This is a genomic window from Mycobacterium sp. NGS54, assembly GCF_059812465.1.
Map to the genome: position 1 here is coordinate 18,460 of NZ_JCALCS010000005.1, position 14,874 is coordinate 33,333.

Here is a 14,874-nt window from a genome sequence, read left to right on the forward strand (position 1 = left end):
ATGATCGAGCGATGCCGCAGTATTTCGCCGCTGCCATGATCGTGCTCCTGATCGGCACCGTCCTCGCCAGAGTCATGCTGCTGCGCAGAACCGGCACCCAAGCAATGCATTTCGGGAAGCTGGACAAGACCGACTTCCTGATCCCGCCCGTCGCGCTGTTCTACTTCTACACGGTGTTCGCCGCCGCCTTCGGGTGGCCGCTGGCCAGCCGTCAGCGGTTCCACTCGACGTTGCTCGCCTGGCTGGGAGTGGCCCTCTGCCTGGTCGGGGTCCTGATCCTGGTGTTCAGCCTGGTGTCATTCGGCGCCAGCTTCCGCGTCGGCATCGACGTCGACCAGCCCGGCCGGCTGGTGACGACCGGCATATTCGCGGTGAGCCGCAACCCGATCTACGTCGGGTTCTTCGTTTTCCTCGTCGGCCAGCTCCTGGTGTTCCCCAACTGGGTTCCGTTGATCTACCTGGTCGCCGCCACCGCGCTGTTCCACCGGCAAGTGTTGCGCGAGGAAGCGTTCATGCGGCAGCGCTACGGCGACGAATTCGCCGACTATTGCCGCCGCGTGCGGCGCTACGTCTAGCCCGAGCCGGCAGACGGCCGCTTCGGCGCGCGCAGCCGGAAAAGGGCGAAGCCGGCCGCGCCGGCGCCGAAGCCCAAGAGCATCACCATGTCGAACACCCACCAGCCCGAATAGTGCGTCCACATCTGGGCGTTGGCGGCCAGCGCGTCGACCCTGCGCAGATCGGCGACCGACGCCGACGCCGCGAAACCCCACTGGGCCGGAACGAACCAGGAAATCTGCTGGAAGCCCCACTTGCTCACCAGCTGCACCAGGCTGCCGTTGAACAGCAGCGAGGCTAGGACCACCAGCACCAGCAGCGGCAGCACCTCGCGCAGCCGGTTGCCCGTCGCGGACAACGCCAGCCCGACGACCGCCGACACGAGGGCCGTCGCGGCCACGCTCAGATAGAGCTCGGCGGTGGCCCCGCTGGAAAAGCCCAACAGCACCGGGCCGTGCACCGGCCCGCCTTTCACCACGACGACGATCGCGAAGAAGATGCCGGTCAGGACGAGCGCGGCCAGGCCGAAGACGACGATCTTGGCGCCCAGGTACGCCGGGGCCGAGAGCCCGACGGCCTGCTCGCGCCGGAAGGCGCGGCGCTCCTCGACCAGCGTGCGGATGGTCAGGGCGGTGCCCACGATCACCGCGGCGATGTTGAGCGCGGCCAGGATCTCGATGGCCTCGTGCGGGTTGGAACTGCTCGGGTTGGGCCGTTCCAGGCCGGACTCGCCGGGAATCAACAGTGTCAGCGCCGCCAACACAAAGGGCAGGATCGCCAGGAACAGCACGTAGATGTGGTCGGCGAAGAGCAGGCGGAGCTGGCGGCGCACGAGCACCCGGACTTGCCGCTTCGCGGCGAGCCCTTGGGGCGGCGGCCACGGCGGTGCCACTTCCGGCGGCGTGGGCGGGGCCAGTCCTTGCTGCCGGGCCCGGAACTCGTCGTGCGCGCCGTCGGGATCCGCCCCGATCCGCTCGATGACGTCGGCCCAGTCGGTGGTGCCCATCGCGGGCTCGACCTGCAACGGGGTCCCGAGGAAAGCCGTGGCGCCCCGCGCGGTGAGGACCAACACCTGGTCGCAGAGGTTGAGATTGCCCAGTGATGCGTGCGACGGAATCGCAACCACCACGACACAGCCGATGTCGGCCTGGCGACGCAGGACTGCCATCACGCGGTCTTGCTGCGGCGCATCCAGCCCGGCGCCCGGATCGTCGACCACGAGCAGGGTCGGCCGGGTGACCAGTTCGACCGCCAGCGACGCACGCCGGCGCACCTCGGGTGGGAGTTTGCTGATCCGCGTCGCGCGGTGGGGCGTCAGCTCCAGCTCCTCGATCACCTGGTCCACCACCCGCCGACGGTGCTCGGCCGCGGTGTCCGGCGGCAGGCGCAGTTCGGCGGCGTAGCCCAAGGCTTGTTCGATCGTGAGCCGCGGGTGCAGGCAGTCGTCGCCGCGCACGACACCAATGCGGGCGCGCATCGACTCGGGCTCGGCGTACACGTCGTGGCCGTCGACCGTCGTTCGGCCGGAACTGAGTTCCCTTGTGCCGGAGAGCAGTTCGAGCAGTGCCGAGTTGCGCGCCGCCGACGGTCCCACGATCGCGGTCATGGTGCCCAGACCAGCCGTGAACGAGATGTCGGTGAGCACCTCGTGCCCGTCGACCGTAAGCCCCAGCTGGTATGCCGCGACCCCGCTGGTCCGCGCTCCGGACCTGAGCGGCAGCCGATACGTGGAGTTGCCTTCCTGAGTGCGCAAGGACGGGCTTGGGGTCCGCAGCTTGCGCGTGGTCATCCGCTCGATCAGGCCCGGACCGTCGGACGGTTCGGGTTCGATCGCCTCGGGCGCCTCCGCGACGGGCGGCGCGGGCGGTTCCGGCGGGGCGGGCGGACCCGGCGGCTCGACCGCGGGCGGTGGGGGTGGCGGGATGCGCATCCGCTGGGTCGTGCGCTCGGTCGGCGCCCGCAAGCTGGGGTCGTTCGGGCGCTGCCCGGTGCCGGGAGGCGGGGGTTGCGGCGGACGGGGCGGTCCCGGGGGCTGCCGGAACCGCGGCGGCGGCGGCGGGCCCGGTGGCCGCCCGGGCGGGTCGATCTGGAAAACCAGCCGCGGGCCGCGCTGCGGATCGCCGATCGTGATCGCCTGGCCGGAGTGGATGTCGACGGCCGGCACCCGCCAGCCGTTGACGAACATCCCGCGGGGGCTGTTGTCGATGGCCACCCAGTGCCTACCGGTGAACCGCAGCACCACATCGGGGTGAGGCGCCGCCGGGTTGCCCGGTGGTCCGAGCGCGATGTCGACTCCAGGTCCGTAGCCCACCAGCACGTCGCGACCGGGCGCGAAGACGTATCTCGTCGGTCCGACCCATACGGTCAACGGGGAGGCCGGGAAGGCGGAAGCCTCGGGCCGCATCACCGCCACCTTTCGTCACCGGTCAGTCCGAACTTCCAGTGTCTACCCGCCCGCGGCGATGCATCCACCGCACGATGCCATCAGAGAGTGTGGCGGCGCGGCGTCGACGCGGCGTTCTCGAGGAGCCGCCGCAGGACCCCGACCGCCTCCTTCAGCACCTCGCGGTCCGCCGGCTCGAGCAGGGCCAGCTGCGGTTCGATCGCGGCGGCCCGGTCGGAACGGACGGCGTCGAGCGTGCGTATCCCGTCGGCCGTGATGCGGATGCGGACCGCCCGGGCGTCGCCGGGATCGACGGTCCGCGTGACCAGGCCGGCGTCCTCGAGGCGGCGCACCTGCGTGGTCATGGTCGGTTGCGAACAGTGGTCGACGCCGGCGAGGTCGCCGATTCGCGCCTCCCCATGGGCCTCGATGGTGGCCAGCAGCCGCGCCTGCGCGGCGGGCAGCGGCATCTGGATGCGCTGGGTCGCCAGTCGGTTCAGGCGGGCGACGACGGCGAGGAGATCGGCTCCGAGGCCGGACTGGGACTCGGTGGTTGCGGCGTCAACGACATCGGTGTGGTTGGCGGCGGATGCGTTCATACATCCATGGTTGCATAGCTTTGCTAAGCGAGACGAGCGCCACACGCGTCGGCGCAAAAACCCAGCGTATGTGGTGTGGCGCGGGGACTTGCCGGCGCGGCCTGGCAGAATCGGTGAGGTGACCGTCCCCCGACCATCCCGTTCACACCAACGGGGTGGACCGCTGCGGCCGGTCGAGTTGGCGCAGGCCGCCGTCATGGGGGCGCTGTGCGCGGTCATCGCCATCATCTCGGTGATCGTCCCGTTCGCCGCGGGACTCGCCCTGCTGGGTACCGTGCCCACCGGGCTGCTGGCCTACCGCTACCGGTTCCGCGTCCTGATGGCCGCGACGGTCGCGGCCGCGATGATCGCCTTCCTGATCGCCGGGTTGGGCGGTCTCATGACCGTCATCCATTGCGTCTACATCGGCGGCCTGACCGGAATCATCAAGCGGAAGCGCCGCGGCCTGCCCACGGTGATCTTCTGGTCCTTGATCGCCGGGTTGGCCTTCGGCGCCGCGGACGTCATCGGGCTGACCGTGATGAGCCGGCTGCGTCGCCTGATCTTCGACGTCATCACCGCGGACGTGAACGGGGTCGCGGCGTTCCTGACCCGGGTGCACATGCAGGGCGTCGGTGCGGACTTGAAGCGCTATTTCGCTCTCGGCGTGCAGCATTGGCAGCTGCTGGTGCTCATCTATTACGTCATCGGCATCCTGATCGTGTCGCTGATCGGCTGGTGGGCGTTGTCCCGCCTGCTGGACCGGATGCGCGGCATCCCCGACGTGCACCAGCTGGACGCCCGGGACGGCGAGGCCGAGCAGGGGGCCGTCGGCCCGGTTCCGGTGCGGCTGGATAAGGTGCGTTTCCGTTACCCGGGTGCCCGCCGGGACGCGCTGCGCGAGCTCAGCCTGGACCTCCGGGTCGGCGAACACGTCGCGATCACCGGACCCAACGGATCCGGGAAGACCACGCTGATGCTGGTTCTGGCCGGCCGCGAACCGACGTCGGGCACGGTGGAGCGCCCCGGCGCGGTGGGCCTGGGCAAGCTGGGCGGCACCGCGGTCGTGCTGCAGCACCCCGAAAGCCAGGTGCTGGGCACGCGGGTCGCCGACGACGTGGTGTGGGGTCTGCCGCCCGGCACCAAGATCGACGTGGACCGCCTGCTGAGCGAGGTCGGCCTCGACGGGCTCGCGCAACGCGACACCGGAAGCCTGTCCGGGGGCGAGCTGCAGCGCCTCGCGCTCGCCGCGGCGCTGGCCAGGGAGCCGGCGTTGCTCATCGCCGACGAGGTGACCACCATGGTCGACCAGCAGGGCCGGGATGCGTTGCTGCGCGTGCTGTCCGATCTTCCCAAGCGACACCGCACCGCCCTGGTGCACATCACGCACTACAACACCGAGGCCGAGTCCGCCGATCGCACAGTCGATCTCAGCGATTCCCCGGACAACTCCGTGATGGTCGAGACCGTGCCGGCGCCGGCCGCAACCAATGGAGCCGCGGTACACCACGGCTCGCGGGCGCCGGTGATCGAACTCGTCGGCGTCGGCCACGAATACGGCAGCGGCACCCCGTGGGCCAAAACCGCACTGCGCGACGTCAGCTTCACGGTGGAGCAGGGAGACGGCGTGCTGATCCACGGCGGCAACGGCTCGGGCAAGTCGACGCTGGCCTGGATCATGGCCGGGCTCACGGTGCCGACGAGCGGTACCTGCCTCATGGATGGCCGGCCCATCCACGAGCAGGTCGGTGCGGTGGCGTTGTCGTTCCAGGCGGCCCGGCTGCAACTGATGCGCGGCCGCGTGGACCTGGAAGTCGCCTCGGCAGCGGGCTTTTCGCCGCGTGACAAGGATCGCGTCGCCGCGGCGCTGGCCGTCGTCGGACTCGATCCCACGCTGGCCAGGCGGCCGATCGACCAGCTCAGCGGCGGGCAGATGCGCCGCGTGGTGCTGGCCGGACTCCTGGCCCGTTCACCGCGGGCGCTGATCCTCGACGAGCCGCTGGCCGGGTTGGACGCCGCCAGCCAGCGCGGCCTGCTGCGCCTGCTGGAAGACCTGCGCCGCGAGCAGGACCTGACGGTGGTGGTCATTTCGCACGACTTCGTCGGGCTGGAGGACCTGTGCCCGCGCACCCTGCACCTGCGCAACGGCACGCTCGAGCCCGTTCCGGCCCCGGCAGGGGGCATGGCATGACCGCAACCTCCGTCCCGGAGCGCGCCTCGACCCGACGCACGCCGCGTCCGGTCGTGCTGCTCGTCCCGGTGCCCGGAACGTCGACCATTCACGAGCTGTGGGCGGGCACCAAACTGCTTGTTGTTTTCGGTGTTTCGGCGCTGCTGACGTTCTACCCGGGCTGGGTGACGATCGGGTTGGTGGCGGCGCTGGTCTTGGCGGCGGTCCGGATCGCGCGCATTCCGCGCGGCGCGGTGCCGTCGATCCCGCGGTGGTTGTGGATCGTCATCGCCCTGGGCGGCATCACCGCCGTGCTGGGCGGCGGCGGCCCGAAAGTCTCGATCGGCGGCCTCGAGCTCGGCCTCGGGGGTGGTTTGCACTTCCTGCGGATCACCGCGCTGTCGATCGTGCTGCTCGCGCTCGGCGCGATGGTGTCCTGGACCACCAACGTCGCCGAAATAGGGCCCGCGCTGGCCACTTTGGGCCGGCCGTTCAAACTGTTGCGGATCCCGGTCGACGAATGGGCGGCGGCCCTGGCGCTGGCGCTGCGCGCCTTCCCGATGCTGATCGACGAGTTCCAGGTGCTCTACGCCGCCCGCCGGCTGCGGCCCAAACGGATACCGCGGAGCCGCAAGGCCCGTCGCCGCCGGCACGCCCTGGAGCTGATCGACCTGCTGGCCGCCGCCACCACCGTGACCCTGCGGCGCGCCGACGAGATGGGCGACGCGATCACTGCCCGCGGCGGCACCGGTCAAATCTCGGCCAACCCGGCCCGGCCCAAGCTCGCGGATTGGGTGACCATCGCGATCACCCTCGCGGTCAGCGGCCTGGCGGTGGTGCTCGAGGCGATGATTCACACAATGCGCTAGGCATGGCCGACGTCGCCCGCAGCCGCGGCATCGCGGCCCGCCCCCAACCGATCTGGGACGTCCTCGCGGACTTCGGCGCGATCAGCTCGTGGGCCGACAACGTCGACCACTCGTGCATCCTGTTCTCCGGAGCCGACGGGGCCGCCATCGGTACCGCGAGGCGCGTCCAGGTCAAACGCGACGCCCTCGTCGAACGGATCACCGAGTTCGACCCGCCGCGCGCCCTGGCCTACGACGTCGAGGGCCTGCCGGGCCGCGTGCGCAGGATGACCAACCGCTGGACGCTCGCCCCGGGCCCCGCCGGCTCGACGGTCGTGACCCTCACCAGCACGGTCGAAATCGGTGACAGCCCAGCACAGAAACTGGCCGAACGCGTGTTGTGTCGCTTTCTCGCGCGACAGTCCGACGTGATGCTCGCCGGGCTGGCGAATCGATTGGAGAACGCCCGTGTCTGATCGCCCCGACGTCATCATCGTCATGACCGACGAGGAGCGCGCGGTCCCGCCGTACGAGACCCCCGCGGTGTTGGCGTGGCGCAACCGAATACTCAGCGGCCGCAAGTGGTTTGACGACCACGGCGTCAGCTTCGCCCGGCACTACACCGGCTCGCTGGCCTGCGTGCCCAGCCGCCCAACGATTTTCACGGGCCAGTACCCCGACCTGCACGGGGTCACCCAGACCGACGGCATCGGAAAGACGGCCGACGATTCCCGCATGCGCTGGCTGCGCCAGGGCGAGGTGCCCACCCTCGGCAACTGGTTCCGGGCAGCCGGATACGACACCCACTACGACGGCAAGTGGCACATCTCGCACGCCGATCTCGTCGATCAGTCCACCGGGCGTTCACTGCCGACCAACGACGACGACGGCGTCGTCGATGACGCGGCGGTGCGGCGCTACCTGGACGCCGATCCGCTTGGGCCGTTCGGCTTTTCGGGATGGGTCGGCCCCGAACCGCATGGCGCGCTGCTGGCCAACGCGGGCATTCGCCGGGATCCCCTGATCGCCGATCGCGTCGTCGGCTGGCTCACCGACCGCTATGCCCGCCGTCGCGCCGGCGACCCCGACGCGCTGCGCCCCTTCCTGTTGGTCGCCAGCTTCGTCAACCCGCACGACATCGTCCTGTTCCCCACCTGGTCGCGCCGGGGTCCGGTCAAGCCGTCGCCGTTGGATCCGCCGCCGGTGCCCCCGGCGCCCACCGCCGACGAGGACCTGTCGACGAAGCCGGCCGCCCAAATCGCCTTCCGCGAGGCGTATTACTCCGGCTACGGTCCGGCGCCGGCGATCAGCCGGACTTACGATCGCAACGCCCAGCGCTACCGCGACCTGTACTACCGGCTGCACGCCGAGGTGGACGGGCCGATCGACCGGGTGAGGCGGGCGGTGACCGAGGGTGGCTCGGCCAACGCGGTGCTGGTGCGCACCGCCGATCACGGGGACCTGCTGGGCGCCCACGGTGGGCTGCACCAGAAATGGTTCAACCTGTACGACGAGGCCACCCGCGTTCCGTTCGTGATCGCGCGGATTGGTTCGGGCGCCACGCGGCCCCGCACCGTCACCGCGCCGACGTCGCACGTCGACCTGGTGCCGACGCTGCTTTCGGCCGCCGGCATCGAAGTCGCCGCCGTCGCTGCCACGCTGGCCGAGTCGTTCTCCGAAGTCCACGAGCTGCCGGGCCGCGACCTCATGCCCGTGGTGGACGGGGCACCCGCCGATGACGCGCGGGCCGTTTACCTGATGACCCGCGACAACATGCTCGAGGGCGACAGCGGCGCCTCGGGGCTCGCGCGCCGCCTGAAGCGCACCGTCAATCCGCCCGCCCCGCTGCGCATTCGGGTGCCCGCCCATACCGCGTCCAATTTCGAGGGGCTGGTGCTCCGCGTCGACAACGCGACGGCATCCGGGGGCGCCGGGCACCTGTGGAAGCTGGTCCGCACCTTCGATGACCCGGCCACCTGGACCGAACCAGGGGTGCGTCACCTCGCGGCCAACGGGCTCGGCGGCGAGGCGTACCGGACATCGCCCGTGGACGACCAATGGGAGCTGTACGACCTGACCGCCGACCCGATCGAAGCCGACAACCGCTGGACCGATCCCGATCTGCATGACCTGCGCCAGCACTTGCGGACGCAGCTCAAGCACGCCCGGGCCGTTTCCGTCCCGGAGCGAAACCTCCCGTGGCCCTACGTATCTCGCCGGCCACCCGCGCCGCGGCCGTCGAGGCTGAGGCGGCTGGTTCGGCTTTTCGGCCGCTGACTCGCTCGCGGACCGCTAGGTCCGCATGCGGTCGATCAGGTTCGACAGCACCACGATGCTTTCGCTGCGCTCGATGTGCGCGCTCGAACGGATGCGCTCCAGCGCCGCCTCCAGGTGTCGCATGTCGCGGGCCAGCACGTGCAGGATCGCATCCGACGTGCCGGTCACGGTGGCCGCGCTGACCACCTCCGGCATGTTCACCCACGCCGCCCGCAGCTGCTCGGGGGAGATCGTGCCGTGGCAGAACACCTGCACGTAGGCTTCCGTCTTCCAGCCGAGCGCGTTGGGGTCGACGACCGTGGTGAAGCCCTTGATCACACCGTCATCGAGCATCCGGTCGACGCGGCGCTTGACCGCCGGCGCCGACAGGTTCACCGTCTGGCCGATCTCGGCGAAGGTGGCCCGCGCGTTCTGGGTCAGCTCGGTCAGGATGCGCTCGTCGGTCTCGTCGAGACGGTCCATAAGCCACTCCTTAACAAATCGCCGCATCAACGACTCTAGCGCAATAAATCGACACTAGACGCGCAAGAATCGTCGTTTGCTTGTTTGAAGCGTCGCAAATACCGTTGATTTATGACGGATTCATACGTTGCCGCGCCGGCGCCCGCCACGCCCGTCCGGATGTCCCGGGCCCGCCGGTACGCGATGACCCCGCCGGACTTCTTCGCCGTCGAGTACGCGATCAACCCCTGGATGGACGTCGGCACGCCCGTCGACGCCCAGCTGGCCCGGGCGCAGTGGGACGCCCTGCGCGAGACGTACCTGCGGCTGGGCCACCACGTGGACCTCGTCGAGCCCGTGCCCGGGCTCCCGGACATGGTCTACGCCGCCAACGGCGGCTTCATCGCCCGCGGCATCGCGATCGTCGCCCGGTTCCGCTTCGCCGAGCGGGCCGGCGAGTCCCGCGCCTATTCCGAATGGATGTCATCGCTCGGGTATCGGCCCGTGGCCACCCGCCACGTCAACGAGGGGCAGGGCGATCTGCTGATGCTCGGCGATATGGTGTTGGCCGGCTACGGGTTTCGCACCGACCGGCGCGCACACCCGGAAATCGCCGCGGCGCTAGGCGTTCCGGTCGTCTCGCTTGAGCTGGTGGACCCCCGCTTCTATCATCTCGACACCGCGCTGGCCGTCCTCGACGATCACACGATCGCGTTCTACCCTCCGGCGTTCAGCGCGGCGGCGCAAGACCGACTGCACGCACTGTTTCCCGACACGATCGTGGTGGGAAGCGCCGACGCCTACGTGCTCGGCCTCAACGTGGTCTCCGACGGGCTGCACGTCGTGCTCCCCTCGGCGGCAACGGGTTTCGCCGCACAACTGCACGAGGCCGGCTTCGAGCCGGTCGGCGTGGACTTGTCCGAATTGCTCAAGGGCGGCGGTTCCGTCAAGTGCTGCACATTGGAGGTATTCCCATGACCGTCCTCGACGCCCGGGCCGCACATGACACCGACGCGGCGATCGAACTGGTCGAAAGGCACGCGGCGCATAACTATTCGCCGCTTCCCGTGGTCGCGGCAAGTGCCGAGGGCGCCTGGATCACCGACGTCGACGGCCGCCGCTATCTGGACTTCCTGGCCGCCTACTCGGCGGTCAACTTCGGTCATCGCAACCCCGAGATCACCGCGACCGCCCACGCGCAACTGGACACCGTTACGCTGGTGAGCCGCGCGTTCCATTCCGACACCCTCGGGCCGTTCTGCGCCGCGCTCGCCGGACTGTGCGGCAAAGACATGGTGTTGCCGATGAACTCGGGCGCCGAAGCCGTCGAGAGCGGCCTGAAGGTCGCCCGCAAATGGGGCGCCGAGGTCAAAGGCGTAGCCCCGGGCCGGGCCAACATCATCGTGGCGGACAACAACTTCCATGGCCGCACCATCAGCATCGTCAGCTTCTCGTCGGACCCGGCGGCGCGCGACGGGTTCGGGCCGTTCACGCCGGGCTTCCGCTCGGTGCCGTTCGGCCACGCCGCAGCGCTGGCCCGCGCGATCGACGACGACACGGTGGCGGTGCTGCTGGAGCCGATCCAGGGCGAGGCCGGGATCGTCGTCCCGCCCGCCAACTACCTGCCCACCGTCCGCGCGCTGTGCAGCGAGCACAACGTGCTGATGATCGCCGACGAGATCCAGGCGGGGCTGGCCCGCACCGGCTACACCTTCGCGTGTGACCGGTGGCGCGTCGTGCCGGACGTCTACCTGCTCGGCAAGGCGCTCGGCGGCGGCGTGCTGCCCCTGTCGGCGGTGGTCGCGAACCGCGAAATCCTCGGCGTGCTGCGGCCCGGCGAACACGGCTCGACCTTCGGTGGCAACCCACTGGCGGCGGCGATCGGCACCACGGTCGTCGCCATGCTGGCGCGTGGCGAATTCCAGGCCCGGTCGGCCCAATTGGGTGCGCACCTGCACCGCCGGCTGCAGGGGCTGATCGGCGACGGTGTGGTGGCGGTTCGGGGCCTCGGGCTGTGGGCCGGCGTCGACATCGAACCCGCCCTGGGCACCGGCAAGGAAATCAGCCTGCGGCTGGCCCGGCGCGGGGTGCTGGTGAAGGACACCCACGGTTCGACGCTGCGGTTCGCGCCGCCGCTGGTGATCACCCGGCAGGAGATCGACTGGGCGATTGACCAGTTCGCTACGGTGTTGCGGGAGGCTCGCGCATAATCAGCTGATCCACGCAACAGGGGGCGCACGTGCCATCCAGCTCGATCAGCCTGACGGAGCAAATGCTGCGGCGCCGTCCCGTCGTCGGCGCCCATGCCGCGCGCGGCGCGGCCGACCACCTCAAGCGCAGCATCGGCACGTTCCAGCTCACCATGTTCGGGGTCGGTTCGACGATCGGCACCGGCATCTTCTTCGTCATGTCCCAGGCGGTGCCCGAGGCCGGCCCGGGCGTGATCGTCTCATTCCTCATCGCCGGCATCGCGGCCGGACTCGCGGCCCTCTGCTACGCCGAATTGGCCGCCGCAGTGCCGGTTTCGGGGTCGTCGTACTCCTACGCCTACACCACGCTCGGCGAGGTGGTCGCGATGGGAGTGGCGGCGTGCCTGCTGCTGGAATACGGCGTGTCCACCGCCGCGGTCTCGGTCACCTGGAGCGGCTACCTCAACAAGTTGCTGAGCAATCTGTTCGGATTCCAACTGCCGCATGCTTTGTCGGCGGCGCCGTGGGACGCCGAACCGGGCTATGTGAACGTGCCGGCGATCATCCTGATCGTGATGTGCGCGCTGCTGCTGATCCGCGGCGCCAGCGAATCGGCACGGGTCAATGCGATCATGGTGCTCACCAAGCTCGGGGTGCTGGTCATGTTCGTGATCCTCGCGTTCACCGCCTTCGACGCCGACCGGCTCAAGGACTTCGCCCCGTTCGGCGTCGCCGGCATCGGCTCGGCGGCCGGCACCATCTTCTTCTCCTACATCGGCCTTGACGCGGTGTCGACGGCCGGCGACGAGGTGAAGGATCCGCAGAAGACCATGCCGCGCGCCATAATCGCGGCCCTGACGATCGTCACCACCGTCTACCTCCTCGTCGCGGTGGCCGCGCTCGGCACCCAGTCGTGGCGAGACTTCGCCGCGCAACAAGAGGCCGGCCTCGCCACGATCCTCGACAACGTCACCCACAGCCGGTGGGCCAGCACGATTCTCGCGGCCGGCGCGGTGATCTCGATCTTCTCGGTCACGCTCGTCTCCATGTACGGCCAGACCCGCATCCTGTTCGCGATGGGCCGCGACGGGCTGCTTCCGTCGCGATTCGCCAGCGTGAATGCACGGACCATGACCCCGGTGAGCAACACGGCCATCGTCGCGGTCGCGGCAGGCACGCTGGCGGCCTTCGTCCCGCTCGACAAGCTGGCCGACATGGTGTCCATCGGCACGCTGACGGCGTTCATCGTCGTGTCGGTCGGCGTGATCATCCTGCGGGTGCGCGAGCCGGACTTGCCGCGGGCGTTCAAGGTGCCGGGTTACCCTGTCACGCCGGCACTTTCGGTGCTGGCGTGCGGCTACATCCTGGTCAGCCTGCACTGGTACACCTGGATAGCGTTCTCCGGATGGATCGCGGTGGCGCTGGTCTTCTACTTCGCCTGGGGCCGCCACCATAGCGCCCTCAACGAGGAAACGCCGTGACCGTGGTCGCCGGTTACCGGGCCGGCGAGGTGGGCCTGTCGGGGCTGCACCTGGCCGTCCGCGCCGCACGGACGCTCGGGACGACGCTCACCGTGGTGACCATCGTGCCCAGGCCCTGGCTGACTCCGTCATTCGCGCGTGTCGACGCCGAGTACGAGCAGTGGGCCGAGCGTCTGGCGGCCGACTCGGCCGAGGAGGCCGCGCGGTACCTGCACGATCTGTGCGACGGCGTCGACGTCACCTACCTGCATCGCGCTCACCGCTCGGTGTCCGGGGGACTGATCGAGGTGGTCGAGGAGGTGGGCGCCGACGTCGTCGTGCTGGGGTCGCTGCCCAGCGGTGGGCCCGGGCTGGTTGTCATCGGCACGACCGCCGACTGGTTGCTGCACGCGTCGCCCGTCCCGGTGGCCATCAGCCCCCGCGGATATCGTGCGCACACAGGCGGATTGACGCGGATCACCTGCGCCTACGCCGCCACGGCCGACTCGATCGAGGTGGTCCGGCGCTGTTCCGAGACCGCCCAGCGATTCGGGGTGCCGCTGCGGGTGATGACCTTCGCCGTCCGGGGCAAGACGATGTATCCCCCGGAGGTGGGATTCGACGTCGAGGACGAGATCCTCGAGGCGTGGGCGTCGCAGGCGCGCGAGATCATGGCGAACCTGAAGACCGACGGTGTGGTCGGCGAAGACGTTGCGCTGCAAGTGGTTACCGGTCATGACTGGAACGAGGCACTGGGCAAGGCGGACTGGCGCGACGGCGACATCCTGGCGCTGGGGACCCGACCGCGCGACGAAATCCGCAGGGTTTTCCTCGGTTCCCGCAGTGCCAAGATCATCCGCGAGAGCCCGGTGCCGGTGCTGGTGCTCCCCGGTTAGCGGCTGCCGAGCGTCACGCCAGCGTGGCGCTCGCGGTCGACCGCCACGCGAGCGTGACGGTCGCGTCCGATGGCTTTGTCAGCGCCACGCGGTTAGCGCGGCACCTGCACCAGCGGTTGGCCGCCGATCTGGCCCCAGCACCCGGCGGGGTCGCGCCCATTCTTCACCTGATCGTTCAGGCAGTTGAAGATCGCGATCCGCAGATCCGGTGGCGGCTGGTTGGCGCGCTGCTCGGCGGCCAACCGGTTCTGCTCAGCGGTCTTGACGTCCTGCTGGGCATTGATCGTTTCCTGAACCTTCTGGTTGTAGGCGTCAATGCGCTGCTGGGTCGGCTGGTCGTAGAAGATCCGCGGGATCCGCACGTCGAGGATCTCGATCTCGGAGCCCACCGCGTCCTGCAGATCCTTCTTGACCTGGCCGGCCATCGCGGGCAAGTCCGCGCCCTGGGCCGGCGCGGTCATCTGCGCCGACGCGCCCGGTGCGTTCGCCGCCGCCGCCAACATGACCTGTGGGTTGAACGTGGCGAACACCTTCGACAACGCCACCTGCGCCTGCCGGTCCACCAACTGCTCCTTGATCGTCTGGAACACGTTGGCCCCGCCGTAATCCTGGAACAGTTTGGGGGCCGCGCCCTCGCGCAGCCGCCAGTTCAAGTTCTCGTCCACGTAGGCGTTGGAGTTGTTGGCCAGCCGCACGTTGATCGCCGCCGGGTTGTTGTTGGCGCCCCTGCCCTGGCTGGCGTCGTCGAAACTGTTCGACTCGAACGCCTGCAACTGGATCGCCTCCGAGAGCTCACTCACCTTGCGCCACGGCGCATGCCACACGATCCCGGCGCCGTGCACACCCACCGGCTTGCCGAATTCGGTGATGATGCCGACGTTTCGTGTGTCCACCCGGTCGTAGGCGCTGATGAGCGTGAAGACCACGCCGAACAACGCCGCGGTCGCGGTGATGCCCCACCACGTCGACCGCTTGTCCAGGAGCAGGCTCGCGACGAGAGCCACCGCGGCCACCAGGAAGAACAGGATCGCAATAATCCACCACCCGGGCATGACATTCCTTCCCTTTATGCAGGTC

Annotated in this window: 13 protein-coding genes; 9 read left to right on the forward strand and 4 right to left on the reverse strand. The window is 69.5% G+C overall.

The window, feature by feature from the left end:
• The first annotated feature begins 11 nt into the window (after nucleotides 1-11).
• Complete coding sequence (locus AC5Y5E_RS15975; protein WP_499903962.1) at nucleotides 12-575, forward strand: methyltransferase family protein; 564 nt, start codon at nucleotides 12-14, stop codon at nucleotides 573-575.
• Here the strand turns inward: AC5Y5E_RS15975 and AC5Y5E_RS15980 are convergent.
• Both AC5Y5E_RS15980 and AC5Y5E_RS15985 read right to left on the reverse strand, forming a co-directional pair.
• Nucleotides 572-2,959, reverse strand: coding sequence for an ATP-binding cassette domain-containing protein (locus tag AC5Y5E_RS15980; protein WP_499903963.1), 2,388 nt, complete (start codon nucleotides 2,957-2,959; stop codon nucleotides 572-574). The genes AC5Y5E_RS15975 and AC5Y5E_RS15980 overlap by 4 nt on opposite strands.
• An 80-nt stretch (nucleotides 2,960-3,039) precedes the next feature.
• Nucleotides 3,040-3,537: a MarR family winged helix-turn-helix transcriptional regulator gene (locus AC5Y5E_RS15985; protein ID WP_499903964.1), complete on the reverse strand. Its 498-nt coding sequence runs from the start codon at nucleotides 3,535-3,537 to the stop codon at nucleotides 3,040-3,042.
• 118 nt (nucleotides 3,538-3,655) lie between these two features.
• Between AC5Y5E_RS15985 and AC5Y5E_RS15990 the strand changes: the two genes are divergently transcribed.
• From AC5Y5E_RS15990 to AC5Y5E_RS16005, 4 genes are read left to right on the forward strand one after another with little or no spacing between them, the layout of a single operon-like run.
• A complete protein-coding gene (locus AC5Y5E_RS15990; protein WP_499903965.1) occupies nucleotides 3,656-5,707 on the forward strand; it encodes an ATP-binding cassette domain-containing protein in 2,052 nt (683 codons plus the stop codon).
• On the forward strand, nucleotides 5,704-6,555 hold the full coding sequence (locus AC5Y5E_RS15995) for a CbiQ family ECF transporter T component (protein ID WP_499903966.1): 852 nt from the start codon (nucleotides 5,704-5,706) through the stop codon (nucleotides 6,553-6,555). Before AC5Y5E_RS15990 ends, AC5Y5E_RS15995 begins: the two co-directional genes overlap by 4 nt.
• Before the next feature lie 2 nt (nucleotides 6,556-6,557).
• On the forward strand, nucleotides 6,558-7,010 hold the full coding sequence (locus tag AC5Y5E_RS16000) for an SRPBCC family protein (protein WP_499903967.1): 453 nt from the start codon (nucleotides 6,558-6,560) through the stop codon (nucleotides 7,008-7,010).
• Nucleotides 7,003-8,811 (forward strand): sulfatase-like hydrolase/transferase, encoded by a 1,809-nt coding sequence (locus tag AC5Y5E_RS16005; RefSeq protein ID WP_499903968.1) that lies wholly within the window; start codon nucleotides 7,003-7,005, stop codon nucleotides 8,809-8,811. The genes AC5Y5E_RS16000 and AC5Y5E_RS16005 overlap by 8 nt, the downstream gene beginning before the upstream one ends.
• Before the next feature lie 15 nt (nucleotides 8,812-8,826).
• Here the strand turns inward: AC5Y5E_RS16005 and AC5Y5E_RS16010 are convergent, their stop codons facing one another.
• Nucleotides 8,827-9,273 (reverse strand): Rv2324 family transcriptional regulator, encoded by a 447-nt coding sequence (locus AC5Y5E_RS16010; protein WP_499903969.1) that lies wholly within the window; start codon nucleotides 9,271-9,273, stop codon nucleotides 8,827-8,829.
• Nucleotides 9,274-9,384: 111 nt separating this feature from the next.
• Here AC5Y5E_RS16010 and ddaH point away from each other — a divergent pair, with 111 nt between their 5' ends.
• The 4 genes from ddaH to AC5Y5E_RS16030 are packed head-to-tail and all read left to right on the forward strand — an operon-like array spanning nucleotide 9,385 to nucleotide 13,797.
• Nucleotides 9,385-10,230 (forward strand): dimethylargininase, encoded by an 846-nt coding sequence (gene ddaH / locus AC5Y5E_RS16015; RefSeq protein ID WP_499903970.1) that lies wholly within the window; start codon nucleotides 9,385-9,387, stop codon nucleotides 10,228-10,230.
• The gene (rocD, locus tag AC5Y5E_RS16020; RefSeq protein ID WP_499903971.1) at nucleotides 10,227-11,462 is read left to right on the forward strand and encodes an ornithine--oxo-acid transaminase; all 1,236 of its coding nucleotides are present in this window, start codon (nucleotides 10,227-10,229) and stop codon (nucleotides 11,460-11,462) included. The genes ddaH and rocD overlap by 4 nt, the downstream gene beginning before the upstream one ends.
• A gap of 29 nt (nucleotides 11,463-11,491) precedes the next feature.
• Nucleotides 11,492-12,922: an amino acid permease gene (locus AC5Y5E_RS16025; protein WP_499903972.1), complete on the forward strand. Its 1,431-nt coding sequence runs from the start codon at nucleotides 11,492-11,494 to the stop codon at nucleotides 12,920-12,922.
• Nucleotides 12,919-13,797 carry a universal stress protein gene (locus AC5Y5E_RS16030; RefSeq protein WP_499903973.1) on the forward strand — a complete coding sequence of 293 codons (879 nt, stop codon included), beginning with the start codon at nucleotides 12,919-12,921 and terminating at the stop codon, nucleotides 13,795-13,797. Before AC5Y5E_RS16025 ends, AC5Y5E_RS16030 begins: the two co-directional genes overlap by 4 nt.
• A gap of 92 nt (nucleotides 13,798-13,889) precedes the next feature.
• On the opposite strand, the gene AC5Y5E_RS16035 is transcribed toward AC5Y5E_RS16030, so the two are convergent.
• Entirely contained in the window at nucleotides 13,890-14,849 is a 960-nt protein-coding gene (locus AC5Y5E_RS16035; RefSeq protein ID WP_499903974.1) for an SPFH domain-containing protein, read from the reverse strand.
• Between the last annotated feature and the right edge of the window lie 25 nt (nucleotides 14,850-14,874).